We start from the raw sequence: 26,759 nt of genomic DNA on the forward strand, positions 1-26,759 counted from the left end.
GTTATTCCCAGCCCTGCAACCGTGTCTCACTGGCTTGCAGTTGGGTCTCTATTTCACTTCTAAAAGTAAGGTATTCCTGAGGACTTACCAAGGGCTCCAACTGCTCCAGGCCTTGCAGTGCGTAATCACGTAAGCCTTGGTTGAGGGCTACCTTTATGTAGGTTTTCCGCAGCACCACCGAGGTTGGATTGTAGCTGATTCCTTCCAATAGCAAATCATAGGCCCGCATGGGCTGCTTCTGGTTCACGAAGAAGGTAGCCGCCGCCAATTGGCCTTTCTCAAACCACGGCGCCCGCTGCAGCAGTTGGTTGAAAAGATTAGTCGCGGCTTTGGGGTTTTTATTACGCTCGGCCAGCAGGGCCTGGTAATAAAGCTTGGAGCCGGCATCCTGCGGCGTGAAATAGAGTTTTGGCAGTTGGGCGCTTAGTTCCTGGAACTGCTCCGTTTGCCACCACAGTTCGGCCTGCAGCACGTTGGCCTGCGATTTCAGGCTGTTTTTCGGGAAACTGGCCGGAAAATGGATGCGCAACAGGTTAGAAGCCGTGGTGATGTTCCCTTCCTTGATATAGCGTTCTACCAAAGGCAAGGCGGCCACCGGGGCCAGCGCAGGCGTGGTGATGGTATTGGCTACGCTCTCCATCTGGGCAACGGGCAACGTGGCCGCCTTTAATTGCAGGAATTGCACTTTCAGCGAATCTGGGGCCGTGACCGCCTGCTCCGGTGACATCTGCATGGCAAATGCCAGTTGCGTAGCGGCCTTTTTCTGCCAAGGCTCAGGGTAGTTCGTCTCGCCTAAGGCAATCTGGGTAGCCTGCTGGAAGTTTCCGGCCAAAGCCGAGGCTATTACCGCATGAAGGTGCGCATCGCGGTACCCCGCCTGACGGGCCTTCTGGAAGTAATCGGCTGCCAAGGGATAAAGCCTCGCCTGAAGCATCCACTGGCCCAGAATGTCAAAGTAATACCCGCCGGTTCCCTCGCTGCTGTTGGCCAGGAACTCCAGGGTGCTCTTCGCCAGAACCGGATTGGGAGAGGTGGTAGCAGATCCCTGGTGGAGCAGAAGCGCCTTGATCAGGTTCAGGTCATCCAGATACGGCTGGTTTACTTCCTGCCGGAGCAGCACGTTCAGGCGGTTGAAAATGGTCGTGTCTTTTCTGTCTGACGGGAACAGTTGGCGGTTGTAGAAATCAGCGAAGGCTTGGGTACTCAAAGTACTGTCCTGCGGCAGAGCCGCTAAGTTCTGTGGCTTTGGTGCTCCCAAAGCCAGGGAAATTGCCATGCGGTTTGCTAGCAAGGAGTTGTAGGTACCCGCGGCGTATTTCTGGGAAAACTCCTTGGCTTGCTGCGGGAAGTTGTGACTGGCCAGAAACGCCAATTGGTTTGCCTGGATCACTTCCTTTTCCTGGCTCTGCTCCAGGGCAGCGTCCAGGTAGAAGGCCGCGGAGTCATTGAAAGCGGTGGTACCGTACAGCAAACCCAGGTTGTTCAGGAGCGCGGCGTTGGTAGGGTACTTTTTCACGCCTTCCTGCAGCACTTTCAGGTGGTCAAACAGGTCAGACGAAGCGGTGAACAGGCTTTCCAGGCGCAGGTACGCTTCGGGCGAGGGCTTTCGTTCCAGTGCCTCCTCCAAACGGATCATCTCCAGCGTTCGGCTGCCGCCCTGGCGGTACATATCGGCTAAAGAAAGGCTGGAGCGTTGGTTGTTGCGGGTTTGCAGGCTGGCCTCGTTGTAGAACTGCTCGGCCAGAAGCGGGCTGTCTTCGGTTTGACGATACAAATCGCCTAAGTAGTTGTAGAAACCGGCCTGCTGCTGCATATAAGGCGCATAATTGCTGCGGAACAGCAAAATCACGGCCAGCGTGGTACCCATGAGATACACGGTGAAAAAGGCCAGTTTGCGCGGATCATAGACCACTTTGAACACCCGCAGTTTCTGTTTGATCAGCGGCCCGAAGTTGACCAGCACATACAGCAGAAACGCCGTGCCATAAGAAAGGTGCGTTAAGATAATGGAGCTGCGGTACGCCTGCACCATAGGGTCATTGGCCATCAGGAAGGCATAACTCAGGTTCAGAAACGTCAGAAACGCAAACAGCAGGTACATGGGAACTGCTTCGGTCTCAAACTGGAAGTAACGGGTATAGTGTACCTGCCGCTGTTTCAAGCCCCATAAGCCCACCAACGCAGAACAGAGAAAGACCAAAAGCGCATCCAACCCCGCAAAATCGGTCTGGATGGTGCCAATCTGACGCAGGTACAGCAGCAGCAGATTTCCTAAATAAAGGACACTGATGAGCACGAACTGGGGCAACCCAAACCTGCGCTGCGGCTGCTGCGCCTGTGTGTTGAACCACAGCAACCCGTGGATGTTCTCATAGCCTACCACCACCATGAACAGAACCGCTGCCACAAAGCTGGCAAGGGTACTGTGATTGACCACGTGCAAAGCGGTAAGCGGCGCCGGTAGCGGAGAAAAGTGGAACAAAGCCCAACTCAGCAACCCTACAAGTAAGCCGAAAATCAGAAAACGAGCCAAAAACGACAGTCTGGTCCAGAACGCCTGCAGCAGGAAACTCACGCCGCCCAGCACGCCCAGAGAGATACCCAGTAAAACGCGGCTGGTAGGAGAGAAAATGCCCAGCAGATCTAGGTTGAAGGTGGCCAGCCAGAGCATGCCCAAAGACACCGCCACGTAATACGGAATCCGTTTGAGGGTACTGGCCAGGGTCCAGAAAAAGGCCATGGCTACGGCCAGTCCGGCAAAGTAGGTCCAGGTGGCCCACAGTGGCAACTGCATGTCCCCAATGGTGTACCGTTCAGATACCAGGTAGGTGTTTACTTCCACCCGCATTGGGGTGAGCAGGGGAGAGGAAGGACTTAAATGCGCTTCGGCGGGGAAAAGCTCGGCTTGTCTCTCCAGCGGGAACACCAGTTGTTGCCCGTTGGAGAAGCCGTAAAAGCCTAATGCCATAGCGCCAATCACCAGCGCCGTTAAGAGTAGATAGAGAAATTTGCGGCCAGGGTTTACCGATGGCCAGAACGGGAAAAGCTTCATTCCCGCTTACTCCAGAACTTTAGGTACCCGGAAATAGTCTGAGTCTTTGCACGGAGCCAGACGCAGGGCATCCTCGTGCCGAACGGTGTTCTGGGCCACGTCTTCGCGCATTACGTTCAGTTCCTCAGAGATATGGATGAGAGGCTCCACGTTCTGGGTATCCAGCTGGCGCAGTTGGTCTACCCAATCCAGAATGTTGTTCAGGTCTTTGAGCATCTCCTGCTCTTTGGTCTCGTCAAACTCAAGCCGGGCTAAGTGCGCCAGCTGCCGTAAGGTTTCTATGTTGGTGCTCATGGTTCTTCTGTTGTAAAGTCTCGTTAATAATGTGGAAGGTCTGTTGCTTCAACGTCTCCAGATCCTTCAGGGTCATCCCCGCCGTAGGGATGGGTTGGTGGATGATCATTTCCAGAGGATGGTACCGGATAATAAGCTTGCCTTTCACATCGGGCAGGAACAGGTGGTTGTACGGCATGGTAATGGGAACCAGCGGCACCTGTTTCTCAATGGCCAGTTTAAACGGCCCGTCTTTGAACGGCAGCAAGGTGCGCCCCGAGTCTGGCGAGATCTTCCCTTCGGGGAAAATCACCACGCTGCGGCCCGCATCCAGGCTTTGTTTGCTGGCAATGTACGCTTTGGCGCTGCTGATGGGGCTGTCGCGGTCCACCGAGATGTACAGCGCATCATAGATCTTGCCCCACAGCGGCACTTTGGTCAATGACTTTTTGCCCACAAAGTTCAGGAAGCCCGGCACGGCCGCCAGAATCATGGGAATGTCAATGTACGAGCTGTGGTTGGGCGCAAACACGTAGCGCTGGTTTGGGTCAATCTGCTCTACCCCCTTCACGGTCACCGGCATCAGGTACATGCGTAGCTGAAACTTAGACCACAAACGGTTCAGCGTATGCGCGTGCTTCAGTCGGGTAGGTTTGGCAATCAATACCCTGAAAAGCGGGTAAGAAGTTAGAAAAGGTAGCACAAACATGGTGGTGCACCATACCGAGTAAACCTTTTTGCCGATTCCATTTAGCCTGATCATCTTTCCCAAAATTACTAATTAATAAGAAAAGCGCCACACCAACGCGTGGGTAAGCCGTTTTTGTCCTGTTTTACCAGAAACTAACTTAACACGGCAAACGCGCTTCTCCCTGACTTAGTGCCAGAAACGTTGTTTATTTAGGACGATGGGTTAAAAACGGGTTAAAAGAATCTTCTCGGCTTTGAGCAGACCGGCCACGCTGATGGCATCGGTGATCTCGCTGTCCATGGCCATGCGCACAGCCTCGTGCAAAGGCAGTTTCCAGATTTTCAGGTCCTCGGTTTCCTCAAACTCGGTCTCGCCGGCGGTCAGGTCCTCGGCCAGGAAAATGAAGCCTTCCTCATCGGTCACGGAGTTGGAGGTATGGATGCGCCCGATGTTGGTCCACTGCTCGGCGGTGAAACCGGTTTCCTCCTTCAGCTCGCGCTTGGCAGACTCCAGCGGATCAATCCCGATGGGGCCGCCGCCCATGGGAATCTCCCAGGAATATTCATTTACGGTGTAGCGGTACTGGCCCACCAGCCAGGTGTTGCCTTCCTCATCAATGGGAATGATCCCGATGGCTAAGTTCTTCATGGAAACCACGCCGTAGATGCCCCGGCCCCCGCCCGGATTGATCACCTGCTCCTCGCGCACGCTGATCCAGGGGTTGTCATAAATAGGCTTTGAATCTAAGGTTTTCCAGGGGTTTTCTTCTGAGTGCTGTGGTTTATCAAATGGCATGGGCTGTGGCGTTTTGCTACGGTAGTTGATGTTATAAAATGTTTTATGGTTGTTTTCTTAAAAGTAGCCTCAAATCAGGATGTAAATACTTATTTCTAAATTTGATTATAGACTAAGGAGAAACGCGTTTTGTTTTTTCTTCTAGCCACTGCCTGATTTCATCAAAGGAAACTTGTCCGGTGGCAATGGAAATCACAAAAGCATACTTCTCATCCTGAGAGGCTACAATGTCCAACCCGGCCTGTAACAGAATAAGCCGCATGAGCACGTAACCGGTACGTTTGTTCCCGTCTATGAAAGGGTGGTTCACCAGGATGCTTTCCATGATGGCCGAGGCTTTCTCAACAGGGGAGGAGTAAAGCTCCTGCTGGTCAAACGTAGCGAAAGGGCGGTTCAAAGCTGCATCCAGTGCCCCATAGTCTCTAATCCCTTTAGCGCCCCCGAACTGCTCAATGAGCAAGTTATGGATTTGCTCCACCTTGTTTAATGGAATCATTGTGCCAGCTTCTTCAGGAGCTCTTTATCCTCGGAGAGAATCTTTTCCAGATGCTCTGAATTCCCGAACTCTGGCTGACTTTTTCTCTGTACTTCACGCACGTAAGCCAACACGTCTTCCAGGCGGTCTTCCGGAACCGTATCCAGTGCCTTCTGGATCTCGTCTTTCAATTCTTTCGCCGTCATAGGGCAATTCCTTTTGTTTCTGGGTTTATAGCGCGTTTTCGCCAAAATAGGCTTAAAACGCATATGAAGAAGTAAGCTCCGCCAGATTACACATGCGACCGAACGGCCTCAGCGGCTTGCTGGTACACCTGCTCGTACAGAGGCACAATCTTGCTGATCTCAAACTCCTGGGCGCGGGCCAGCGCGTTTTCTTTGAATTTGGGTAGTTGGTCGTCTTGCAGGAGGAAGAGCGTGTTCTTCACCATGTCTTTCACATCGCCCACTTTGCTCACGAAACCGGTGACGCCGTGCACGTTCAGTTCGGGCAGACCACCGGCATCTGAGGAAATGACCGGCACCTCGCAGGCCATGGCTTCCAGCGCCGCCAACCCGAAACTCTCTTTCTCAGAGGGCATCAGAAAGACATCGGCTACGGAGAGCAGTTCTTCCACGGCTTCCAGCTTGCCCAGGAAACGCACGTCCTGGCAGATGCCCAGCTTGCGGCACAGGTTCTCCATTTTGGGCCGCTCAGGGCCATCGCCTACCAGCAGCAGCTTGGACGGAACTTTCTCCCGCACCTTGGAAAAGATCTTGATCACGTCACCAATGCGTTTCACGCCCCTGAAGTTGGAGGTGTGCACCAGCAGTTTCTCGCCAAACGGCGCGATGGCCGATTTGAAGTGTTCTTTCCGCTGTTTCTTGAACCGCTCCAGGTTGATGAAGTTAGGAATGACCACAATCTCCTTCTCAATGGGGAAATACTCGTAGGTTTCGCGCTTCAGGTCCTCAGACACCGAGGTCACCGCATCTGACTGGTTAATGCTGAAGGTCACCACCGGCTCATAGGAGGCGTCTTTGCCTACCAGGGTGATATCTGTGCCGTGCAGCGTGGTAATTACCGGGATGTGGATGCCTTTGGTAGCCAGAATCTGCTTGGCCATGAACGCCGCCGATGCGTGGGGGATGGCGTAGTGCACGTGCAGCACATCCAGGTGCTCAAACTGTACAATGTCTACCATCTTGCTGGCCAATGCCAACTCATAGGGCGGATACTGGAACAGCGGGTAATTAGGGATATTTACTTCGTGGTAAAACAGGTTCTCATTGAAGTGGTCCAGACGGGCGGGTTGGCTGTAGGTGATAAAATGCACCTTATGTCCTTTTTGCGCCAGGGCTTTGCCCAGTTCTGTGGCCACCACACCACTACCGCCAAATGTAGGGTAGCATACAATTCCAATCTTCATGCGCGTAATTGTTTGCCGCGAAGTTACGGTTTCGGCTCTAACGATTGATATACTACGTCATGAATCCGGGTGCGGATGTTGTATTTGAGTAGCTTATCGTTCTCAGAGGTAGGGTAAACGCGGTTAGACAGGAAAATATAGATCAGGTTGTTCTCTGGGTCTATCCAGGCACCGGTGCCGGTAAAGCCGGTGTGGCCAAAGGTGTTCAACGGAGCTAAGTCTGAGGTTGGGCCGTTTCCGGCAGGATCTGGCTTGTCCCAGCCCAGCCCGCGGCGGCTGTTTTGGGCCCCGTTTTGGGAAAACTCCGTTACAATGGGAGATTTGAAGAACTGCTGCCCGCCGTAGTTCCCGTTCTGGAGATCCATTTGCATGAGAATGGCCAGGTCATTGGCGTTGGAAAACAAACCGGCATGCCCGGCTTTGCCGCCCAGCATGGCGGCGTTGGCGTCATGCACGGTGCCTTGCACCGGAGTGCCGGCCTTGAAGTCAGAACCGGGGGCAGTAGGGGCAATCTGCTCTTTCAGGAATTTGTTTAGCGGGTTGAACGTGAGGGTGGAGGTGCCCAGCGGTGCGTAGAAGTTCTGTTCCAGGAAATCGGGGAGAGATTGGTTCAGCAGCCGCTCAGTAATGCGTTTCATGATGTGCAAACCCAGATCTGAGTAGCGGTACTCAAACTTACCGGCAGAATTGCGTTTGCCTACCAGATCAGACTTTACTACCCATTTCCAGACCAGGTCTTCCAGCTTCTTGTTGGCATATACCCCCGGCACTACCAGGTTGGGGTAGGTGTCAGAAGGCAAACTGTCATAATACATGTGGTCTGGCTTGCCTTCAACAAAGGTCTGTTTCCAGAACGGGATGTAAGAGGCCAAACCGGCCTGGTGCAGCAGCACATCGCGCACCAGCAGATTGGCTTTGTTGGAGCCCTTTAACTCTGGTAAGTAGGTGACCAATTTCTCGTCCAGTTTCAGCCGGCCCTGGTCTTTCAGGAACATCACCGCCTGCAGGGTAGCGGCCACTTTGGTGATGGAAGCCAGGTCATAGATGGTTTTCTCGGTGACCGGCTGGGTACGTTCATAGGTGTAATAGCCGTAAGCCTTCTCCATCACCACAGTGCCGTCTTTCACCACCAACACCTGGCAACCGGGAGTGGCGGCGTAGGCAATGGCTTCGGTGGCGATGTTGTCAATCTGCTTCAGAATGTGGGAGTTCATGCCTACGCTCTCTGGTACCGAGTATTTCAGGCGGTTGAGGGACGGCGTGGAGACTCCGGTTCCGGCTTTGAACTTGGGCGAGGCGGTCACGGGCAATCGGCCGTTGGCCGGCAGCGCCCCAAACAGCACCTGCGGGATTACCTTACGCGAGGTCTCATTGTCTTCGTAGCCGCACACCAACCAGTCACTGGCCTCAAAGTTCTTGAGGCTGTATGCGTTGCCCATTACCACCACCACTACTTTCTTGGTAGGATCGCGCTGGATGTCCCGGATAAACTCCAGAGCGGTGCCAGATAAGTTGTAGTTGCTGTTGGGGTTGTTGTTGAGTTTATGCAGGGAGATTACCACTACATCGGCTCCCGCCAGGTCACGCTTAATGGCCGCATACACCGTATCTGCCGCAAACCGGCTGGTCACGGCAAACTTCTTGAAAGGAGCGTATTTCTCTAAAGTCTGGGTAAAAGCGTTGTTCAAGTCAGCGCCTACAGAAACGGACGCAAACTGGACCGTATCCAACGCTCTGAAGGGCAGCAAGTCGTTTTTATTGGCTACTACCGTGGCCGCTTGTTCATACAACTGCTGCTGTAAAACGTGGCTAACGGGTCGGCTCAAATCCTCTGACAGGTTTTCCAGCTCAATGGGTTTGTAGTTGCTCAAACCCGCCCAGTACTTGGCGTGAAGCATCTTACGCACGCGCAGTTCCACTTCCTGCTGGCTGATGGTGCTATCTGCGATGGCCTGTTTGATGTTGGCGATAGCTTTGGGCACGTCTTCAGAGAACAGCAACACATCGTTCCCAGCCTTCAGGGCCAACGCATCTACCTCACCGGGCTTGTGGTAGCGGGTTACGCCCTTCATGTTCAAGGCATCGGTGAACACCAGACCATCGTACTGCATCTGGCCTTTGAGCAGGTCACGCACCAGGTAGGGCGATAAGGTAGCCGCGCGGTTCGCGATGGAATCCAGCTTGGGTACGTGCAGGTGCGCTACCATCACGCCCATTACGCCGGCATCAAAAGAGCGTTTGAAGGGATACAACTCCACCTCGGTAAGGCGGGCCATGTCATGCGAAAGAACCGGTAAGGAGAGGTGTGAATCGGCATCGGTGTCGCCGTGGCCGGGGAAATGTTTGGCTACCGCAATGATGCCGTGATCCTGCAAGCCTTTGATGTAGGCAATGCTGCGCGCAGTCACCTGCTCTTTGCTCTCCCCGAAAGAACGGTTCCCGATAACCGGATTGTTGGGGTTGCTGTTGACGTCTACTACCGGGGAGAAATTCACGTGAATGCCCAAACGCTTCAGCTTCAAGGCAATCTCGCGGCCCATGAGGTACACGTAGCGGTCATCGGGCAGGGCTCCCAAAGTCATCTGCTTGGCAAAGTGCATGCTGCTGTCCAGGCGCATATCCAGGCCCCACTCGGCGTCAATGGCCACCAGCAAGGGCACTTTGGCGAGGCTCTGGTACCGGTTGGTGAGCTTGGCCTGGCGCACGGGCCCGCCCTGCATGAACATCACTCCCCCAATACCGTACTGGGTGATCAGGTTTTCTACTTCCCTGATGTGGCTCTGCGGTTTGTTGGAGTAGGCGGCCACCATGAACAGCTGCCCGAGGCGCTGATCTGGGGTAAGAGACTGATAAACACTGTCTACCCAGCGCTGCTCCTGAACGGAAATGTTGCCCCGGCCCTTGGGCCCAAAGCCCGATAAGAACCACCAGGTGCCCATTACTACCGTCAGCAGCCCCAGGCTATATCGCTTTAGCATTTCGCAACGCGTAATTTAATTTGAATAACTGTTTCATAGGGCTAATTTCGCAGAGCAAAACTAGCCGGCGGCTGAAGAAGCTTTGAACTGTTTTAAGCGCGTTTTTTGCAAACGGCTTAAAAACCAGAATTGTTCAACGCTACTCCCCCAGATTCTTGTCTTCTAGCCTGTTTGTGCATTTTAGGGCGAATAGCGCCCCAAAGCAGCCAGGATAAATGAGACAATAAACAGAAGACGAGGGAGGTAAGCCCGCTGTTTAAGCTGGTAATATTACTGAAAAAAATGCTTTTGCGCCGTAAAAATAGGTGAGACCGGGTGGTTTCTCCGTTGAACACAAAAGGGCAGAAGCTAAATTATACTACGCAGGGAAGTTTGTATGGCAGATATTATCCGTTTGTTACCCGAGCACTTGGCCAACCAGATCGCCGCGGGCGAGGTGGTGCAGCGCCCGGCCTCGGTGGTAAAGGAGTTGTTGGAAAATAGCGTAGACGCGCGCAGCACCAGTATTCAGTTGATCATCAAAGATGCTGGCAAACAGTTGATTCAGGTGGTGGATGACGGCGTGGGCATGACAGAGACCGATGCCCGCATGTGCTTTGAGCGCCACGCCACCTCCAAGATCAAAACCACCGAAGATCTGTTCCGCATCCGGACCATGGGGTTCCGCGGCGAGGCCATGGCCTCTATTGCGGCCGTGGCTCAGGTAGAGCTGAAAACCCGCGCCCATGGTCAGGAACTGGGCACCTGCCTCACCATTGAAGGCAACGAGGTGATCAAACAGGAACCCGTGGCTATGGCCGAGGGAACGGTGGTAAGCGTGAAGAACCTTTTCTTTAACGTGCCTGCCCGCCGCAATTTCCTCAAGACCAACCCGGTAGAGATGCGCCACGTTCTGGATGAGTTTCAGCGAGTGGCCCTGGCTAACCCCGAGATTTCTTTTGCCCTGTACCAGAATGAGGTGGAGGTGCTCAACCTGCCTGCCGGCAAGCTGAGCCAGCGCATCGTGAGCATGTTCGGGCGGGACTACAAGGAACAACTCGCTTCCTGTGAGGAAACCACCCCCTTCCTGACCGTGCGCGGCTACATCGGCAAACCTGAGTTCGCGAAGAAAACCCGCGGCGAGCAGTTCTTCTTTGTGAACAACCGCTACATCAAAAGCCAGTACCTGAACCACGCGGTGCTCACGGCCTATGAAGGCTTGCTGCCCAAAGACTGCTTCCCGTTTTATGTCTTGTTTCTGGAAATCGCGCCGGAAACGATAGACATCAACGTGCACCCCACCAAGACCGAGATCAAGTTTGAGGACGAGAAAACCGTGTATGCCATTGTGCGGGCGGCCGTGAAACAGAGCCTGGGTTTGCACAACATCGCGCCGTCTTTAGATTTTGGGGCCGATGTGAACTACATTCCGCTGCAACCCATGAAACTTCCGGCGTCCATGGACTTTGAAGCGGCTCCGGCGCAGGCACCCAGAACACCGACTAAAGAACCCCACACCACTACCTTCCCCAGCCGGGCCTCAGGCTCGGAGCGGAGCGGTCGGTACGCCGAGGTCTTCAAAGAGCACCGGGGTTATTTCCCGGTAACGGAAGAAACCAACGATCCTTCCACGGAAAGCAGTCTTTTCCCAGAGGAGGAATCCATTGCCGCCGCGGCCACCAGCGCCACTGGTGGTTCCAAAGCGTTGCAGGTGCACCAGAAATACCTGATGGTACAGGTGAAATCTGGGTTGATGGTGGTAGATCAGCAAGCAGCCCAGGAAAGGATTCTGTACGAGAAATACAGCCAGGCTTTGGGAAAACGCACCGGGGCCTCGCAGCAGTTGCTCTTCCCGCAGGCCCTGCAGCTTTCGCCCGCCGATTTCTCGTTGGTGATGGAGCTGGCCGAAGAGTTCAGCGCGCTGGGCTTTGTGTTCAATGATTTCGGGAACAACACCTTGGTAGTGAACGGGATTCCCGCGGAGATTCCGCTGCGCGATGAACGGGAACTGATAGAGGGGCTGCTGGAGCAATATAAAAACAACCTCTCGTCGTTAAAGGTAGACCGGCAGGAGAACCTGGCCCGCGCCATGGCCAGGCGGGTGGCCTCGCGCCTCACCGGCCGCCTGAGCGACCAGGAGATGAATGCCCTGGTAGACCGGTTATTTGCCTGCCAGGTGCCAAATTATACGCCCGGCGGACAGAAAACCCTGGTGATTCTGCAAACCGAGCAATTACAGGATCTGTTTCTGAGAAATTAAGGAGGTTGGCTTAAGAAAAGCGCTGGAAAACTACGGTAGACAGGCAAATTAATGGGAGAAGGGTACCAATTGTAGGCTTTCCTCCGTACAGTTTGGAGCAGAACCTTTACATTCACGGCCTGTTTGGGAGAGGAAGCGATTGGGTGCGTCAGCAACGCCCGGTTGCTTTGGTCTCTTAACTCGTATATACATAACGCTATTCTATGCCACCCATCACGCCCATGGTGCGGAACCTGATTATCCTCAACGTAGTCATGTACTTCTTGAGCGATAGGCTGTTCCCCACTGAGCTTTTTGCCCTGCATGATGTCCGGTCAGACCTGTTTCGGCCGCATCAGTTTGTCACCCACATGTTTATGCACGGGAGCGTTATGCACCTGTTCAGTAACATGTTCAGTTTGTTTATCTTTGGTCCGCTGCTGGAGCGGTACTGGGGAGAGAAGCGCTTCCTCATTTTTTACCTGATCACCGGCTTTGGCGCCAGTTTGCTGTATCTGGGGGTACGCTCTTATGAGATTACCCAGATGCAGGAGTTGGTGGCTGCCTATATGCAGAACCCAGATCCGTTTGTGTTCAGGGATATTCTGGAGGTGCACGGCTCCGCAGCCAACAATACGGCGTTTCTGCGGCAGTTTCAGTTGAACCCAGACAATCCGGCCATTATTGCCGAGACCAAGGCGTATGCCCAGGAGTTGAACCAACGGGTACTCAACGGGGCTATGTTGGGGGCCTCCGGCGCAGTGTTCGGGATTCTGATGGCGTTTGGGATGCTTTTCCCTAACACCGAGCTTATGCTGCTGTTTTTCCCAATCCCCATCAAGGCCAAGTACTTTGTATTTATGTACGGCGCGTTTGAATTGTACTCAGGACTGAACCGGGCGCCGGGAGACAACGTAGCCCATTTTGCGCATTTGGGCGGGATGCTTTTTGCGTATATCTTGCTGAGATTATGGGAGCGCCAACGCAACAACTTTTACTAAACCATGACTAGTATTTTTGACGATATCCGTTCAGCGTTCAGCAGAGGAAACAATGCCCTGCACCAGCTCATTTTCATCAATGTGGTGGTGTTTGCGGTTCTGATCATCCTTAGAACCATTATGACCCTGAGCGGCTCAGGCGGTATGTTCTCGTACCTGATGACGTTCCTGAGTCTTCCCTCTAACCTGGATCTTTTCATCTTCCGGCCCTGGACCCTCATCACCTACTTCTTCACGCACCTGGAGTTCTTCCATATCCTGTTCAACATGCTCAACCTGTACTGGTTTGGGATGCTGATTAGGGAGTACCTGGGCGATAAACGTTTAGTGAACCTGTATATTCTGGGTGGTCTGGCCGGTGGCCTGGTGTACCTGGTAAGCTTCAACACGATCCCGTACCTGCAGCTAAGAGCCGAGGGGTCTTTTATGATGGGCGCCTCTGGTAGTGTGATTGCCATTATGGTAGCCGCTGCCACCTTGTTGCCCAATTACACCTTCAACCTGATTCTGATTGGCCCGGTAAAGATCAAGTACATTGCCCTGGTGATGGTGCTGCTCTCTATTTCCGGGGCAACCGGCGGAAACGCGGGCGGAAACATTGCCCATTTAGGCGGGGCTATCCTGGGTTTTTTCTATATCCGTCAGTTGCAGCGCGGCTCAGACTGGGGAAGACCGGTGCAAGCGGTACTAGGGCTTTTTAGAGGCATGTTCCAGCGCCGCTCCAGACTGAAAGTGGCGTATAAAAACCCGAACCGGCCGTTCTCCGGCGGCTCTTCTGCGCCTATGAGCGGAGTGTCTTCTACCGGCAGTACTCCTTCTCAGCTGGAGATAGATGCCATTCTGGATAAAATATCGGTGTCTGGGTATGAAAGCCTGACCAAAGAAGAGAAGCAGAAACTCTTTAAAGCGAGCCAGAAGTAGAGGTTAGGTGGTAGTTGCTGGTTTTTAATAATTTGTTTTTGGGGTGTTTTCCTGAAACGGGGCCTAAAACAGGTAGCTTGATTTTACAGGGAATGCATTAGATGGTTCCTGCTGACGCTTAAACAAATGGAGCTATGCATTCTGTCTCCCTTGGAAGGGGGTAGAAGGATGATTACTCTTTCTGATCATTCCATTTCCAGTCGTTCGTAGGCTAATCCCTTGTAGATACCTGCTATGGCGCGGAAGTTACTTCCGTGACTTTTAAATTGACTGTAAGTCACGGAAGTAACTTCCGCGCCATAGTATCTGTTTAATAACACAGAAAACGGTTTTTAAAACAGCCTTGTCATCTCTCTACCCCCTTCCAAGAGGAACCGAATGCATGAACTGGATTTCCCTTCTGAGAGCTTGTATCAACGTTGAAGATTTAATCTAAAAAAGAACGCCTCGCAGACGATTGCTGCGAGGCGTTCTTTTTATGTGCTTTCTTTTTAGGAAACCTTGTCTCCGTTTTGGGCGGGTTTTCTGGAAATCAGCCCAGAATCAACTTTGTCTCGGCTATTCTTGAGCATATCGCCAATGGCGCCTATGTTTCCTAAGGTTTCCACCGCCGAAGTAGGCAGGAAGATCTTGTTGGCGGGGCCCATGGCTATTTGCTGCAGCGCCTCGAAGGATTTGTAGGTGAGCACCCGCTCGTCCAGGCCGGCTTCAATGAGCAAACGGATACGGGCTTTCTCGGCCTCGGCAATCTCGGTGATGGCTTTGGCCTGGCCCAGGGCTTCCAGCTCGCGGGCGGCGCGTTCCCCTTCAGCCCGGAGGATCTTGCTGGTTTTATCGCCTTCAGAGCGCAGAATCATGTCCTGTTTGGCGGCTTCGGCTTCCAGGATAGTAGCCCTACGGTTCCGCTCGGCTTTCATTTGCTTGTCCATGGCTTCCTGGATATCCACCGGTGGTTTGATATCGATGACTTCCACCCGTTCAATGCGCACGCCCCACTTCTCGGTGGCTTCGTCCAGCGCAGTTCTGATCTCGGCGGAGATCCGCTCGCGCCCCGAGAGGGTTTCGTCCAGCTCCAGGTTGCCTATGATCTGGCGCATGGTGGCCGTGGTGATGTTGCGCACCCCCAGCACGTAGTCTGAGATGCCGTAGGTGGCCTGCTCTGGCCCCACCACCTGGTAGAACACAATGGTGTCAATGAGCACCTGCACGTTGTCGCGCGTGATCACGCTCTGCGGCGGCACGCTGGTCTGCTGGATGCGCAGGTCATGGTAGGTGCGCACCCGGTCCACAATAGGAATGAACAGGTTCAGCCCGGGATGCATGAGGCGTTGGAATTTACCCAGACGCTCTACCACGCCCACCCGCTGCTGCGGAATAATGCGGATGGATAGCGCCATGAGCACAACAACGGCGGCCAGAATAATGAGAGAGGTAGTCATAGGTGTAGGTTATATAGAGTTAGTTTGTTTCTGGAGGACTTAATAGTTTCTCCTGGTTGCTCATCTTTTCCCAGGCTTCCTTGGACATGGTGACAAGCTTGCTTGCGCTGCAATCCCAGATAGAGACGTTGTTGGGGGTAAGGACAAGGTGCTGTTTCCAGGTGGTGAATTTCTGGTACAAGAGCAGGGTGCAGATATCTGTGGCGGTGATATGGTCACCAGACTCAGGCAGATGCGAGTGCATGGTGGTGACAATTTGTTTCCCAAGCTCTTTGCTGTCTGCCGCAGACTGGACTGGAATGAGGTTCTGGTGAAGTTTCTTCACCGAACGTATCTTGTTATCCTTGTCAAAGGTGAGCAGGTAATCGTTCCCGAAAAGGACAACGCCGTGTATCTTAGGTCCGGTAAGTACATAGACTTTCTTGCTGCTTTTATCTATAAGAGGTACAAGGTTCAGGCTGGCGTTATTGTAGTTCCTGAATAGCGTATCTGCGTTGATTCTAGCCAGGGCCGTTTGCCTGATGGTTATCAGATCCTCCTCCAGGCTGGTCAAAGGGCGCTGTTGATCTTCTATTTGGACTTTCTGCAAGTTGAACGTGCTGTCAAACGTAATTACGACCAAGGCCGAAGGTTTTTGATCTTTGGTGAAGAAGACGCATTTCATTTGGTTGCCCTCCTGGTAAGAAAGGTAGCCGCCCAGCAAAGGGGCTTTGTCTTGGAGCCGTTCCATGAAAAGATCGGTGCCGTACCAGGAGGTAAGTTCTGACCGGTATAGCCGAAGCCCTTCCTGCAAGACTTCATCATCTTTTTTTCCAATGGCTTTACTCTGGCCAAACAAAGTGTGACCTAACAACAGGAGGGCAATGAAAGGGAATAAATGCTTCATGTATGGGGGATTATTTAATTGGCACTACTTGCAGTACCGTGCTGCTCTGATTGATGACCAACACCCGTTGTCCCGGGGCCAGGTCTTCCTGGGCACTCGCCGACCATACCTCGGTACCCACGCGCACAATGCCCAGCCGGGTAGAAGAGATGGGTTCCAGTACCTCGCCTTGTTTGTTCGTGAGTTGTAGGACCGGGTCGGTGTACCCTTTCACCTGGCGGGCGCGGGCAGCCAACGGTTTGGTCAGAAGAATCAACAGAAAGCCCGAGATGCTGGCGGCCAGCGGCGGCAACCAGTAGTTGTCGGGGAAGAAGTACGCAAGCGAGGCCGCTACCATAGCCGAGATGCCCAGCCAGAGCAGGTAAAACGTGCCCGTCACCATCTCTGCCACCAGTAACAGAATGCCTGCTATAAGCCAAAACCACCAGAATGCCAGCTCCATAATTCTTTTGATTACTGGATTAATATACTCATTTTAAGAGAAATTTGCTCTTTATTGCATTAGTCGTTTGCACTGGGAAAATATAACAGGAAGACCGAACTGTTTTACAGGTATTTACCGGAAATAGGCCCGAAAACAGGTGCCTTGAAACTCTCTGAAGCACGCTGGTTTTTTCTGTCCGCATCCTCCGGAATTTCGCTATTTTGGACATCCGAAAACTCCAGACATAATCCACCCTTTATGAAGAAACACCTTTACGCAGCAGCGGCGGTGACGCTGATGGCTCTCTCTAGCTTTCAGGCAGCGGCGCAAAGAACCTACCTGCATTGCGGCAGGTTGATTGACGGCCTCCGGAACCAGCCCCAGACCGAGATGACGGTAGTGGTGGAAGGAAACCAGATTGTAGGCGTAGAGAAAGGCTATACTGCGCCCGCGGCCGGTGCCAGGGTCATTGATCTGAAAAACCAAACCGTGCTGCCCGGCTTCATGGACATGCATGTGCATTTTGAAAGCGAGACCAGCCCCAACCAGTATGCCGAGGAGATTTCCTTAAACCAGGGCACAGTAGCGTTCCGGTCGGTGAACTACGCGGAGCGCACTTTGATGGCCGGCTTCACCACCGTGCGTGATCTGGGCGGCAGCGGTATCAATGTGCAGTTGCGCAACGCCATTAACCAGGGCCTGGTGAAAGGACCCCGCATGTTTGTGGTAGGCAAGGCCATCTCGGCCACCGGTGGCCACATGGACCCCACCAATGGCTACCGGGAAGATCTGCAGGGTGACCCAGGGCCGGCGCAAGGTGTAGCCAATGGCCCCGATGAGTGCCGGAAAGCCGTTCGGCACCAATATAAAAACGGAGCAGATTTAATCAAGATCGCTTCCACCGGCGGCGTACTGAGCGTGGCCAAAGACGGATCTGCCCCGCAGTTTACCGAGGAAGAAATCAGGGCCATTGTGCAGACGGCCAAAGATCTGGGCATGAAGGTGGCGGTGCACGCACACGGCGCCGAGGGCATGAAGCGGGCAGTGAGGGCCGGTGTAACCTCCATTGAGCACGGCACGCTCATGGATGAGGAAACCATGGCCCTGATAAAGAAGAACGGAACCTGGTACGTGCCTACCATTACCGCCGGTAAATCTGTGGCAGACTCCGCTAAGATTGCAGGTTACTATCCTCCATTAGTGACTCCCAAAGCATTGGCCATTGGGCCGCAGTTGCAGGGTACTTTTGGCAAAGCCTACAAAAAAGGGGTGAAAATCGCCTTCGGAACCGATGCCGGCGTGTTCATGCACGGCAAGAACGCCAAGGAATTTGAGTATATGGTAGAAGCCGGTATGCCCGCCATGGAAGCCATCAAAGCCGCCACCGTTTACGCCGCTGATTTGCTGGGCATGACCGAGAAACTAGGTACCGTAGAAAAAGGCAAGTTTGCTGATCTGGTGGCGGTTAGCGGAGATCCATTACAGGACATCAAACTGTTGCAAAATGTGTCTTTCGTGATGAAAGACGGGAAGGTGTACAAGCAGTAGCCCTGGTAATTCCACGCTCGCCTCCGGCGAGTGTGCGGTTTCTCGCGGCCTGTGGTCACTGTGCGGATGTGATGCGCAGTTGATAAGCAAAGCGGCGAGACGCCGCCTGATTACTCACACTCGCCAGAGGCGAGCGAGAGAGTTGTGTTAGGCGGTAATACTTTCGCTATAATGTCTTTCTCGTTAGCCCGCAAGATCTTTCTAGGATGACAATAAGGGTAAGGATAGAGTCTAATAGTGAGTCTTTAGACTTTATGCGCACTGTATGGCCCGGAATTACCTCCATGTCTAAAGGGGGGCGATAAAGGGCGTTTTGTCTTTTTATTGTGAAACGAGCCCTAAACAACTAACATGGGCCGTCATGCCAACTGTCTTTCGCCTTTCAGCGGGTTCTGACTTTCTCACTTTTCCCTCGCTCGCCTCCGGCGAGTGTGAGGTATGGGGCGGCGTCCCGCCGCTATGGGTGATATTCGGAACCACTATGTACCGGTAACTAACCCGATCTTCGGCATTGCGCGATTTTTAGTTGCTTGGTAATAATGCTTAAAGAAGCTGCGGCAGTATGTCCTAGAAAATTATAACTGCAAAGCGGCGGGACGCCGCCCGATACCTCACACTCGCCGGAGGCGAGCGAGGGAAATCATTCCCTTATTTAGGAAATTGGGTTAAAAACAAAGAAGCCCGGTCAATTGGCCGGGCTTCTTTGTCAAACAATGGAAGTAACAGCTTACGCTTCGGTAGGCATGTTGTCCAGCACGTCCATCACCTCACGGACGGCTTTTTCAGAGGCTCTCAACAAAGCCATCTCGTCTTCGTTCAGTTGCAGTTCAATCACTTTCTCAATGCCGTTTTTGCCCAGCACTACCGGAACGCCCAGGTACGTACCATCAATGCCGTACTCGCCTTCCAGTTTAATACAAACCGGGAACACGCGTTTCTGGTCACGCACAATGGCTTCCACCATTTGCGCCGCGGCGGAGCCTGGGGCATACCAGGCCGAAGTGCCCATCAGTTTCACCAGCTCGCCGCCACCGTTTTTGGTGCGGTCTACAATGGCGTCTAGTTTGGCAGGGTCAATCAGTTCGGTTACCGGAATACCGCCTACGGTGGTGTAGCGCGGAAGCGGCACCATGGTGTCGCCGTGGCCGCCCATGAGCACTGCCTGGATATCTTTTGGAGAAACGTTGAGCTCTTCGGCCAGGAACGCGCGGTAGCGGGCGGTATCCAGAATACCGGCCATGCCCATCACCTTGGTGCGGGGCAGTTTAGAGGTGAGGTGCGCCTGGTAAGTCATCACGTCCAGCGGGTTGGAAACCACAATGATGATGGCCTCGGGCGAGTGCTTGATCACGTTCTCGGTTACGGAACGAACAATACCGGCGTTGGTGCTGATCAGGTCGTCGCGCGTCATGCCGGGTTTGCGGGGCAAGCCTGAAGTAATCACCACCACGTCTGAATTGGCGGTACGCGTGTAATCATTGGTGACGCCCACGGTGCGGGTGTCATATAAATTGATAGGCGATTTCTGCCAGATATCCAATGCCTTGCCTTCGGCGAAGCCTTCTTTGATATCTACTAACACTACTTCATTGGCGATTTCGCGGTACGCTAAAACGTCGGCACACGTGGCGCCTACATTACCGGCTCCAACTACGGTTACTTTCATTCTTTTTAGGTTTGGTTAGACGGATATACTACTAGACTACGTGGTGAAATTAGAAAAAAGGGCGTCACCTGAAAATTATTTCCTCATTATCTGATTAATTGTTGATTTCCAAGGACTAATTGTTCATTGCTGATTGTCGATGGTTCATTGTTGATTGCTCATTGATGATTGCTCATTGATGATTGCTGATTGCTGATTGTTGTTTCAGGCCTGTTTTCCTGAAAACAGCGGTAAAACAGCTTTTCTCCAAAATCTCCCCGAAGCCGCTTAACTTGAAGACCCTAACTGATTAACAACAATCATCAATCATCAATCACGCCCTGGTTACGGTGATCTCCACTACTTCCTGCGTATTCTCGGTTACCTTGAAGCGGTTGTCCAATTGCTGCCCAATGACCCAGGTAAGCGAAGCATCTGACACCAGCACCCAAACGTCGGGCTTCAGGTTGGCGGGTACCTTTTTGTCAATGAGCAGGTCGCTCACTTTTTTCTTGCCGTTCATGCCCAGCGGGATAAACCAGTCGCCTTCCTTCCAGGGTCTTAATTTAAGCGGAAGCTTGAGCAGGGCGGCATCCAGGGCGGCGGTGTCTTTGGAGCGGGGCACTTTGTAGCCCTCGGCGGGTTTCCGGGCTATTTTCGCCAGATAAGGCCCAAATCGGATTTCGGTGGCGTCTTCTGGTACCAGCACACTGCCAAATTTCTCCAATGGCTTAGGCGTGATGACCAGGTCCTCGCGGTCTTTCACCAGCAGGTGGGTAGGGGAGGCGAACGTCTTACCCGGGATGCCCTCCCAGGCGGCGGCAATTTCCTGCGCCTGCACATAGGAGAAATGGAACGGTTTTAGCAGTTCGTGAAGCAAAACCACCGGGGCGGGGCTGGCCTGCAGCGGAGCAATAGAAAGGTGCGTGGCGCCGTTCTCCTCACGTTGCGTTTTGGCCTTCAGTTCCTGAAAAGAGGCCAGAAACACGGCCTCGGCGCCTTGCAGGCGTTCCAGGGTCTGGGTGAAGGTCTCTTCCAGGTTGGGGTTGAGCTGCTTGAGCACCGGAATTACCTCGTGGCGTACCAGGTTGCGGTTGTATTTGCGGCTCTCGTTGCTGGAATCTTCCCGCCACGCCAGGCGTTTAGCTACTAGCCAGTCGTACAGGTCATCTTTGGTGAGGCTGAGGAGCGGGCGGATGAGGTTTCCGTTTTTGGGCAGAATTCCGTGAAGTCCGGCCAAACCGGTGCCGCGCACCAGGTTCAGGAGCACGGTTTCCAGCGCATCGGACTGATGATGAGCCGTGGCGATGACGTCGTAGCCCAGTTGCTGGCGCATCTGCTCAAACCACTGGTAGCGCAGGGTGCGGGCCGCCATCTGGATGGAAATGCCTTCCTGCTCGGCGAAGGCCTGGGTCTGGAACTGCTCACTGTAGAACGGGGCATCATACTGCTTGGCCAGTTTGCGCACAAAGAGCTCATCGGCATCAGATTCCTCGCCGCGCAGCCCAAAGTTGCAGTGCAGTACCGCAAATGGCAGTTTGAGGCGGTGCAGGACATCGGCCAACACTACAGAGTCAAGGCCTCCGCTTACGGCGGCCAGGATTCTGGTGTCAGAGGTGGCTAACTGGTGGGCATTTATATATTGTAAAACTTTCTGGAGCATCGGTGAAGGAAGGGTATTTTTAGTATTTTCGCAGCTATTGCAATTATTGATGAAGTTCACAAAGATAGTTTTAGTATCTCTTTTCTCCCTGTTTTCTGTGGTGTTGGCTTTTGGCCAGGGAACACAGCCGCAGTTACAGCCGCAAGGAGGCGGGCAGCCGGTGGATGTGTCGGCGAATACGCTCCAATCTGGCCGGTACAACGGGGAAGAGGTAAGGCGCTTGCTGGGTAACGTGGTCATGCGCCAGGGTGCTACCACGCTCACCGCAGATTCTGCTTACCAGTACGCCAGCGACCGCAACCGGTTAGAGGTTTTTGGGAACGTGCACATCACCCAGCCGGGCATGGACGCCACCAGCGCCACCGCCAGTTATGACGGTACCCGCCGCATTGCCAACATGCGGGGCGGCGTAACCCTGCGCGATGAGCAGATGACCCTCACCACACCCTCATTGGATTACGACCTCAACGCCAAGAAAGCGTTCTATACCACTACCGGTAACATTGTAGGACCAGACTACACCATTCAGAGCCAGTTGGGTACCTACACCTCAGATGATAAAGTCCTTACGTTCAAAAAGAACATCAAATACGTGGGCCAGAACGCCGAGGTGCTGTCAGATACCATGGCTTATAACACGGTGACCAAGGTGGTGGAGTTCTTTGGGCCTACTACCATCAAGTCGCCAGACGGTACACTGTTTGCCAACCGCGGCACCTACAACACGGTCACCCGTGAGTCTAATTTCAGGGGCAACGCCAGCATCAAAACCCCGGATTACCTGATCAAAGGCGAAATACTGACCTACGACAAAACCAAGGAGTATTATACCGCTTCCCGTAATGTGTCTATGACGTCTATCAAAGACACCACCATTATTACGGGGCAAACGGCTTTGTACTGGCGGGCGAGGGGAAGGGCCAAGGTCTTTGGCTCACCGGTGATGCGCACCATAGAAAAGCGGGATACCATGTACCTCTCCGCGGATACGCTGGTTTCGGTGGAGAACGTGAAAGACAAGACTAAAAAGGGCAAGCTGTACGCCTACAATGACGTGCGTATCTTCAAGTCAGATTTGCAGGGCCTCTGTGATTCGCTCACCTATGACCAGCAGGACTCCACCATCTACATGAACTTGAACCCGCGTTTGTGGGCGAACAAAAACCAGATGACGGCTGATAGTGTAGTCATCAAAATCCGGAACAATACCGTGGACCAGATGCGGATGTTCGGGAATTCCTTTGCAATCTCAGTGGATACGCTGGATAACTACAACCAGGTGAAAGGCCGAACAATGGTGGCCTTTTTTGCTGATGGCAAGATCAGGCGTATTGACGTGAACGGAAACGGCGAGAGCCTCTATTTCGCCTTGCAGGGCGACACGTCTACCATAGGCATGAACCGGGCCGTGTGCAGTGACATGCGCATGATTTTCCAGGACGGGCAGGTACAATATATCACGTTCATGGAAAACCCAGACGCCAAACTGATTCCGCCACATGAGTTGCAGGAGCCTGATAAACGGCTGAAAGGCTTTGTCTGGAGAAGCGATGAGAAACCTACCCGGGCTATGGTACTGGCCAAACGGACCCCAGCCAAGAAGAAAACAACGCCTGCCAAAGGCAGTGGCACCCAGGCCAAAAACGCAAAGCAACCGGCTAAGCCAGACAAGAAAGCCAAAACCACCGCGGCCCAAGACAAAGGAGCCAAGAAACGGGCACCTAAAGTGACCAGCGCCCGGTAAAAACCAGGCGCTATACTGAATGGAAAGGCCCAACGTTCTGTTACATATAAAAAAAATCGTTATTTTTGCGCGCTTATGACTAAACGCATTCTTTCCTATTTGCCCATCATGCTCATGGTAGTAGTACTGGGCGCTTGTGGGAAATACAATAAAATCCTGAAAAGCGACGACGTAGACAAGAAATACGCCGCGGCTCTTTCTTATTATGAGAAAGAAGATTATGACAAAGCCGGTGCTTTACTGGAAGACCTGATGCCTCTGTTAAAAGGACGCAGCGAGTACGAGCGAGCTAACTTCCTGTACGCCTATACCAAATACCACCAGGGCCTGTACCTGGAAAGCTCTTTCCACTTCACTTCCTTTGGGCAGACTTTCCCGCGGAGCCAGTACGCTGAAGAGGCAGCATTCATGAATGCCAAATCACTGACCAACGAGTCTCCAGATCAGAACCTGGACCAGCAGAGCACTTCGCAAGCCATGACTGCCCTGCAGGAGTTCATGCGCCGGTATCCGCAGAGCAAGTACATGCAGGAAGCCAACACCATTTATGATGAGCTTTCCCGTAAGATTGAACTGAAGGCTTTTGACAACGCCAGACAATACTACAAGCTTACCAACTACGATCCTCAGTACTACAAGGCAGCGGTTGTGGCCCTGGAGAACTTCCGGAAAAACTTCCCTTCTTCCACGTACAATGAAGAAGCTGCTTACCTTCGCTTAGATGCCCAGTTCAACTACGCCAAGGAAAGTATTGAGACCAAGCAACGCGACCGCTACCTGGAAGCCGTTGCCATGTACCAGGCGTTTGTAGATGCATATCCGCAGAGCAAGTTTTTGCGTAACGCCGAAGAGCGCTACGATGCCAGCCGTCAGGCCCTGGAGAGACTGAGCAAGAGTCAGCCAGCCGCCGCCACGGCAACCAACCAATAATTTTTCATTTGTAAACCCAATTCACTAGCTATATGGCCCAAGTACCAGCATCCATTGTAACGCGTAATATCTCTGACCTGGCCACTGAAACCGGTAACGTATACGAGTCTATCTCTATCATCTCTAAGCGTGCCAACCAGATTGCCGTAAAGGTGAAAGAGGAGTTGAACTCTAAACTAGCCGAGTTTGCTACTACCGTAGATAACCTGGAAGAGGTGTTCGAGAACCGCGAGCAGATTGAGATCTCTAAATACTATGAGCGTCTTCCTAAGCCTACCAACATGGCTATTGAAGAGTTCATTGAAGGCAAAGTGTATTTCCGCAAAGCCGACGACGAAGCGCAAACTTCATCTGCGCTTTAATCCACCGTTTCTGAATGCTTCGGCATAAGAAAATACTCCTGGGGGTTTGCGGTAGCATAGCAGCATACAAAGCGGCTTTGCTGGTGCGGCTCCTCATCAAAGCAGAAGCAGAAGTGCAGGTAATCCTGACCACTTCTGCTTCTGCTTTTATAACCCCTGTAACGTTAGCCACCTTATCCAAAAGACCGGTCTTAACCGAGTTCGTGCGTGATGACAACTCCGGTCTGTGGCACAACCACGTGGAACTGGGCCTTTGGGCCGATGTCATGCTGGTGGCACCCGCCAGCGCCAATACGGTGGCCAAGTTTGCCCGGGGTTTGTGCGACAATCTTCTATCGGCTACGTATCTCTCGGCCCGGTGCCCGGTGTTTGTGGCGCCCGCCATGGACCTGGACATGTACCAGCACCCGGCCGTGCAGGAGAATTTCCGGTTGCTGCGCTCCTACGGAAACCACATCATTGAAGCCGGTCACGGAGAGTTGGCCAGCGGCCTGGTAGGGCAGGGACGCCTGGCGGAGCCCGAGGAGATTGTTCAGGTTTTACAACAGCATTTTATTTCTCATAACATTGTTTAGCGGCAAGAAAGTCCTGATCACCGCCGGGCCTACCTATGAGCCTTTAGACCCGGTTCGTTTTATTGGCAATCATTCCACCGGCAAAATGGGGTATGCCCTGGCCCGCACCCTGGCCGAGCAAGGAGCAGAGGTTTTCTTAGTTTCTGGCCCTACCGCCCTGAAAATGGAGCACCCCAACGTGCAGGTAACCCCCGTGATGACCGCCGATGAGATGTACGCCGCCTGCCAGCAGATAGCTCTCGAGGCAGACCTCTGGATCTTTGCCGCCGCCGTGGCCGACTACAAACCCAGCCAGACGGCTACTTCTAAAATAAAAAAAAGTGACGCCACGTTTACCATTGAACTGGTGAAGAACGTTGATATAGCGGCTGCCTTAGGTCAACAGAAGCGTACAGATCAGTTTGCGGTAGGCTTCGCCCTGGAAACTGATCAGGAACTGGAGAACGCCCGCACCAAACTTCTCAAGAAAAACCTGAACATGGTGGTGCTGAACTCCCTGCGTGATCCCGGGGCTGGTTTCAAGCACGACACCAACAAGATCACCATTGTGAAACCCACCACGGTAGAGGAGTTTGCGTTGAAGACCAAAGACGAGGTAGCCTTGGATATTCTGGAATCTATAAAAGCTGAATGGGCATGTTTGCAAAGAAAATAGCCGGGGTGGCGTTGTGGCTCTTGTTGCCATTGTCTGCCTGGGCGCAGGAACTACGGTGCGAAGTGATTGTGAACAGTGAGCAGGTGCAGGCCACGGATAGGCAGGTGTTCCAGCAGATGCAGAACGCTATTTCCGAAGTTATGAACAACACCCGTTGGACCAGCGATGTGTACCAGAACGAGGAGCGCATCCGCTGCAAGATGTTCATCACCTTACGCGCTATGCCGCAGATTGGCGTGTACGAGGCCAATACCCAGATCATCTCCAGTCGACCTACTTACGGAACCGGCTACGAGACCACGGTGCTTTCCTTCGTGGACACCAACTTCGGGTTTGAATACAATCCGGCCCAGCCGCTGCAGTACTCTCCCAATACCTACACCACCAACCTCATGGCCATTCTGTCTTTCTATGCCTACACCATCATCGGGATGGACAATGACAGCTTCTCCCGCTTGGGCGGAGCCAATGCCTTGGCCGAGGCCAGCAACATCCTGAACCTGGTAACCTCAGCCGGGACAACGGCTGGAGGCTGGAGCGCCACCGCTGATACCCGTAACCGCTATTGGCTTATCAATAACCTCCAGGATCCGCAGTTTGAGCCGTTCAGAAGCGCCGTGTACCTGTACCACCGTCAGGGATTGGACATGATGGCCCAGGACCCCGAGAAAGCCCGGCAGAACATTCTGGAAGCGTTGCGCAACATTCAGCAAGTGGCGCGCATCAGACCGGGAGCAGCCGCTTTGCGCTCGTTTTTTGAAGCCAAAGCAGCAGAATTGAGCAGCGCGTTCGCCTCGGCCACACCGCCCCAGAAGCAGCAAGCCTACGATATCCTCTCGCAGATGGACCCAACCAACCGCGCCCGGTATGAATCGTTGCTGAAGCGTTAAGTTGCTGTTTCGGGCTCATTTTCCGGAAAATGCCGTTAAAACGCCAAGCCGAAATCAACTGCTCCAAAACCCGCATGTAGCAAATATGAGCCTTCAGGTTTTCGCAACTTCTGCTTTCTGGCTTGGTCTCAGATAAAAACATAAGTCAGCCGTTTTTAAGCTGAT

Annotated in this window: 23 protein-coding genes and 1 pseudogene; 10 read left to right on the top strand and 14 right to left on the bottom strand. The window is 53.2% G+C overall.

The features are described from left to right. Window position 1: 1 nt before the first annotated feature. The 9 genes and pseudogenes from JT719_RS20815 to JT719_RS25675 all read right to left on the bottom strand — a co-directional run. The gene (locus tag JT719_RS20815) at window positions 2–3,052 is read right to left on the bottom strand and encodes a tetratricopeptide repeat protein (protein ID WP_207435687.1); all 3,051 of its coding nucleotides are present in this window, start codon (window positions 3,050–3,052) and stop codon (window positions 2–4) included. A 6-nt stretch (window positions 3,053–3,058) separates the two neighbouring features. Further along, window positions 3,059–3,346 carry an Asp-tRNA(Asn)/Glu-tRNA(Gln) amidotransferase subunit GatC gene (gene gatC / locus JT719_RS20820; protein ID WP_207435688.1) on the bottom strand — a complete coding sequence of 96 codons (288 nt, stop codon included), beginning with the start codon at window positions 3,344–3,346 and terminating at the stop codon, window positions 3,059–3,061. Then, on the bottom strand, window positions 3,294–4,028 hold the full coding sequence (locus JT719_RS20825) for a lysophospholipid acyltransferase family protein (RefSeq protein ID WP_341350788.1): 735 nt from the start codon (window positions 4,026–4,028) through the stop codon (window positions 3,294–3,296). Before JT719_RS20825 ends, gatC begins: the two co-directional genes overlap by 53 nt. Before the next feature lie 210 nt (window positions 4,029–4,238). Further along, complete coding sequence (locus JT719_RS20830; protein ID WP_207435689.1) at window positions 4,239–4,811, bottom strand: NUDIX domain-containing protein; 573 nt, start codon at window positions 4,809–4,811, stop codon at window positions 4,239–4,241. A gap of 112 nt (window positions 4,812–4,923) precedes the next feature. Then, on the bottom strand, window positions 4,924–5,307 hold the full coding sequence (locus JT719_RS20835) for a type II toxin-antitoxin system death-on-curing family toxin (protein WP_207435690.1): 384 nt from the start codon (window positions 5,305–5,307) through the stop codon (window positions 4,924–4,926). Next, window positions 5,304–5,492 (bottom strand): hypothetical protein, encoded by a 189-nt coding sequence (locus tag JT719_RS20840; RefSeq protein ID WP_207435691.1) that lies wholly within the window; start codon window positions 5,490–5,492, stop codon window positions 5,304–5,306. The genes JT719_RS20835 and JT719_RS20840 overlap by 4 nt, the downstream gene beginning before the upstream one ends. 86 nt (window positions 5,493–5,578) lie before the next feature. Continuing rightward, complete coding sequence (gene bshA / locus JT719_RS20845) at window positions 5,579–6,715, bottom strand: N-acetyl-alpha-D-glucosaminyl L-malate synthase BshA (protein WP_207435692.1); 1,137 nt, start codon at window positions 6,713–6,715, stop codon at window positions 5,579–5,581. Between the two features lie 23 nt (window positions 6,716–6,738). Further along, entirely contained in the window at window positions 6,739–8,613 is a 1,875-nt protein-coding gene (locus JT719_RS25670; protein WP_423227983.1) for a serine hydrolase domain-containing protein, read from the bottom strand. Window positions 8,614–8,619: 6 nt separating this feature from the next. Then, a pseudogene (locus JT719_RS25675) lies at window positions 8,620–9,693 on the bottom strand (glycoside hydrolase family 3 protein); the annotation flags it as partial. 376 nt (window positions 9,694–10,069) lie between these two features. Here JT719_RS25675 and mutL point away from each other — a divergent pair. From mutL to JT719_RS20865, 3 genes are all read left to right on the top strand, one after another. Further along, on the top strand, window positions 10,070–11,932 hold the full coding sequence (mutL, locus tag JT719_RS20855) for a DNA mismatch repair endonuclease MutL (protein WP_207435694.1): 1,863 nt from the start codon (window positions 10,070–10,072) through the stop codon (window positions 11,930–11,932). A gap of 203 nt (window positions 11,933–12,135) precedes the next feature. Then, window positions 12,136–12,912: a rhomboid family intramembrane serine protease gene (locus JT719_RS20860; RefSeq protein WP_207435695.1), complete on the top strand. Its 777-nt coding sequence runs from the start codon at window positions 12,136–12,138 to the stop codon at window positions 12,910–12,912. A gap of 3 nt (window positions 12,913–12,915) precedes the next feature. Further along, window positions 12,916–13,833, top strand: coding sequence for a rhomboid family intramembrane serine protease (locus JT719_RS20865; protein ID WP_207435696.1), 918 nt, complete (start codon window positions 12,916–12,918; stop codon window positions 13,831–13,833). 491 nt (window positions 13,834–14,324) lie between these two features. Here the strand turns inward: JT719_RS20865 and JT719_RS20870 are convergent, their stop codons facing one another. From JT719_RS20870 to JT719_RS20880, 3 genes are read right to left on the bottom strand one after another with little or no spacing between them, the layout of a single operon-like run. After that, on the bottom strand, window positions 14,325–15,272 hold the full coding sequence (locus JT719_RS20870) for an SPFH domain-containing protein (protein WP_207435697.1): 948 nt from the start codon (window positions 15,270–15,272) through the stop codon (window positions 14,325–14,327). Between the two features lie 19 nt (window positions 15,273–15,291). Beyond that, a complete protein-coding gene (locus tag JT719_RS20875; RefSeq protein ID WP_207435698.1) occupies window positions 15,292–16,158 on the bottom strand; it encodes a hypothetical protein in 867 nt (288 codons plus the stop codon). A gap of 10 nt (window positions 16,159–16,168) precedes the next feature. Further along, on the bottom strand, window positions 16,169–16,600 hold the full coding sequence (locus tag JT719_RS20880) for an NfeD family protein (protein ID WP_207435699.1): 432 nt from the start codon (window positions 16,598–16,600) through the stop codon (window positions 16,169–16,171). Between the two features lie 240 nt (window positions 16,601–16,840). On the opposite strand from JT719_RS20880, the gene JT719_RS20885 reads away from it, so the two are divergent. Further along, the gene (locus JT719_RS20885) at window positions 16,841–18,130 is read left to right on the top strand and encodes an amidohydrolase family protein (RefSeq protein ID WP_207435700.1); all 1,290 of its coding nucleotides are present in this window, start codon (window positions 16,841–16,843) and stop codon (window positions 18,128–18,130) included. A gap of 727 nt (window positions 18,131–18,857) precedes the next feature. Here JT719_RS20885 and mdh read toward each other — a convergent pair. Together mdh and tilS are read right to left on the bottom strand one after the other, a co-directional pair. Next, window positions 18,858–19,796, bottom strand: a complete 939-nt coding sequence (gene mdh / locus JT719_RS20890) for a malate dehydrogenase (RefSeq protein WP_207435701.1) — start codon at window positions 19,794–19,796, stop codon at window positions 18,858–18,860. A 313-nt stretch (window positions 19,797–20,109) separates the two neighbouring features. Then, window positions 20,110–21,438 carry a tRNA lysidine(34) synthetase TilS gene (tilS, locus tag JT719_RS20895; RefSeq protein WP_207435702.1) on the bottom strand — a complete coding sequence of 443 codons (1,329 nt, stop codon included), beginning with the start codon at window positions 21,436–21,438 and terminating at the stop codon, window positions 20,110–20,112. Window positions 21,439–21,487: 49 nt separating this feature from the next. Between tilS and JT719_RS20900 the strand changes: the two genes are divergently transcribed. The 6 genes from JT719_RS20900 to porD all read left to right on the top strand — a co-directional run bounded on the left by JT719_RS20900 (window position 21,488) and on the right by porD (window position 26,594). Continuing rightward, window positions 21,488–23,182, top strand: coding sequence for an OstA-like protein (locus tag JT719_RS20900; protein ID WP_207435703.1), 1,695 nt, complete (start codon window positions 21,488–21,490; stop codon window positions 23,180–23,182). 75 nt (window positions 23,183–23,257) lie between these two features. After that, a complete protein-coding gene (locus JT719_RS20905; protein WP_207435704.1) occupies window positions 23,258–24,112 on the top strand; it encodes an outer membrane protein assembly factor BamD in 855 nt (284 codons plus the stop codon). 32 nt (window positions 24,113–24,144) lie between these two features. Next, window positions 24,145–24,474: a DNA-directed RNA polymerase subunit omega gene (locus JT719_RS20910; protein ID WP_205502885.1), complete on the top strand. Its 330-nt coding sequence runs from the start codon at window positions 24,145–24,147 to the stop codon at window positions 24,472–24,474. Window positions 24,475–24,488: 14 nt separating this feature from the next. Beyond that, the gene (locus JT719_RS25585; protein ID WP_205502886.1) at window positions 24,489–25,049 is read left to right on the top strand and encodes a flavoprotein; all 561 of its coding nucleotides are present in this window, start codon (window positions 24,489–24,491) and stop codon (window positions 25,047–25,049) included. Then, complete coding sequence (locus tag JT719_RS25590) at window positions 25,042–25,704, top strand: phosphopantothenoylcysteine decarboxylase domain-containing protein (protein WP_341350789.1); 663 nt, start codon at window positions 25,042–25,044, stop codon at window positions 25,702–25,704. The genes JT719_RS25585 and JT719_RS25590 overlap by 8 nt, the downstream gene beginning before the upstream one ends. Beyond that, entirely contained in the window at window positions 25,686–26,594 is a 909-nt protein-coding gene (gene porD, locus JT719_RS20925) for a type IX secretion system protein PorD (RefSeq protein WP_207435705.1), read from the top strand. The genes JT719_RS25590 and porD overlap by 19 nt, the downstream gene beginning before the upstream one ends. Window positions 26,595–26,759 lie beyond the last annotated feature (165 nt).

It is taken from the genome of Sabulibacter ruber (assembly GCF_017355955.1).
GTDB lineage: Bacteria > Bacteroidota > Bacteroidia > Cytophagales > Hymenobacteraceae > Nibribacter > Nibribacter ruber_A.

Coding starts and splice junctions, on each gene's coding strand:
- JT719_RS20815 (WP_207435687.1), bottom strand. CDS start 3,052: ATGAAGCTTTTCCCGTTCTGGCCATCGGTAAACCCTGGCCGCAAATTT.
- gatC (WP_207435688.1), bottom strand. CDS start 3,346: ATGAGCACCAACATAGAAACCTTACGGCAGCTGGCGCACTTAGCCCGG.
- JT719_RS20830 (WP_207435689.1), bottom strand. CDS start 4,811: ATGCCATTTGATAAACCACAGCACTCAGAAGAAAACCCCTGGAAAACC.
- JT719_RS20835 (WP_207435690.1), bottom strand. CDS start 5,307: ATGATTCCATTAAACAAGGTGGAGCAAATCCATAACTTGCTCATTGAG.
- JT719_RS20840 (WP_207435691.1), bottom strand. CDS start 5,492: ATGACGGCGAAAGAATTGAAAGACGAGATCCAGAAGGCACTGGATACG.
- bshA (WP_207435692.1), bottom strand. CDS start 6,715: ATGAAGATTGGAATTGTATGCTACCCTACATTTGGCGGTAGTGGTGTG.
- JT719_RS25670 (WP_423227983.1), bottom strand. CDS start 8,613: ATGCTTCACGCCAAGTACTGGGCGGGTTTGAGCAACTACAAACCCATT.
- mutL (WP_207435694.1), top strand. CDS start 10,070: ATGGCAGATATTATCCGTTTGTTACCCGAGCACTTGGCCAACCAGATC.
- JT719_RS20860 (WP_207435695.1), top strand. CDS start 12,136: ATGCCACCCATCACGCCCATGGTGCGGAACCTGATTATCCTCAACGTA.
- JT719_RS20865 (WP_207435696.1), top strand. CDS start 12,916: ATGACTAGTATTTTTGACGATATCCGTTCAGCGTTCAGCAGAGGAAAC.
- JT719_RS20870 (WP_207435697.1), bottom strand. CDS start 15,272: ATGACTACCTCTCTCATTATTCTGGCCGCCGTTGTTGTGCTCATGGCG.
- JT719_RS20875 (WP_207435698.1), bottom strand. CDS start 16,158: ATGAAGCATTTATTCCCTTTCATTGCCCTCCTGTTGTTAGGTCACACT.
- JT719_RS20880 (WP_207435699.1), bottom strand. CDS start 16,600: ATGGAGCTGGCATTCTGGTGGTTTTGGCTTATAGCAGGCATTCTGTTA.
- JT719_RS20885 (WP_207435700.1), top strand. CDS start 16,841: ATGAAGAAACACCTTTACGCAGCAGCGGCGGTGACGCTGATGGCTCTC.
- mdh (WP_207435701.1), bottom strand. CDS start 19,796: ATGAAAGTAACCGTAGTTGGAGCCGGTAATGTAGGCGCCACGTGTGCC.
- tilS (WP_207435702.1), bottom strand. CDS start 21,438: ATGCTCCAGAAAGTTTTACAATATATAAATGCCCACCAGTTAGCCACC.
- JT719_RS20900 (WP_207435703.1), top strand. CDS start 21,488: ATGAAGTTCACAAAGATAGTTTTAGTATCTCTTTTCTCCCTGTTTTCT.
- JT719_RS20905 (WP_207435704.1), top strand. CDS start 23,258: ATGACTAAACGCATTCTTTCCTATTTGCCCATCATGCTCATGGTAGTA.
- JT719_RS20910 (WP_205502885.1), top strand. CDS start 24,145: ATGGCCCAAGTACCAGCATCCATTGTAACGCGTAATATCTCTGACCTG.
- JT719_RS25585 (WP_205502886.1), top strand. CDS start 24,489: ATGCTTCGGCATAAGAAAATACTCCTGGGGGTTTGCGGTAGCATAGCA.
- porD (WP_207435705.1), top strand. CDS start 25,686: ATGTTTGCAAAGAAAATAGCCGGGGTGGCGTTGTGGCTCTTGTTGCCA.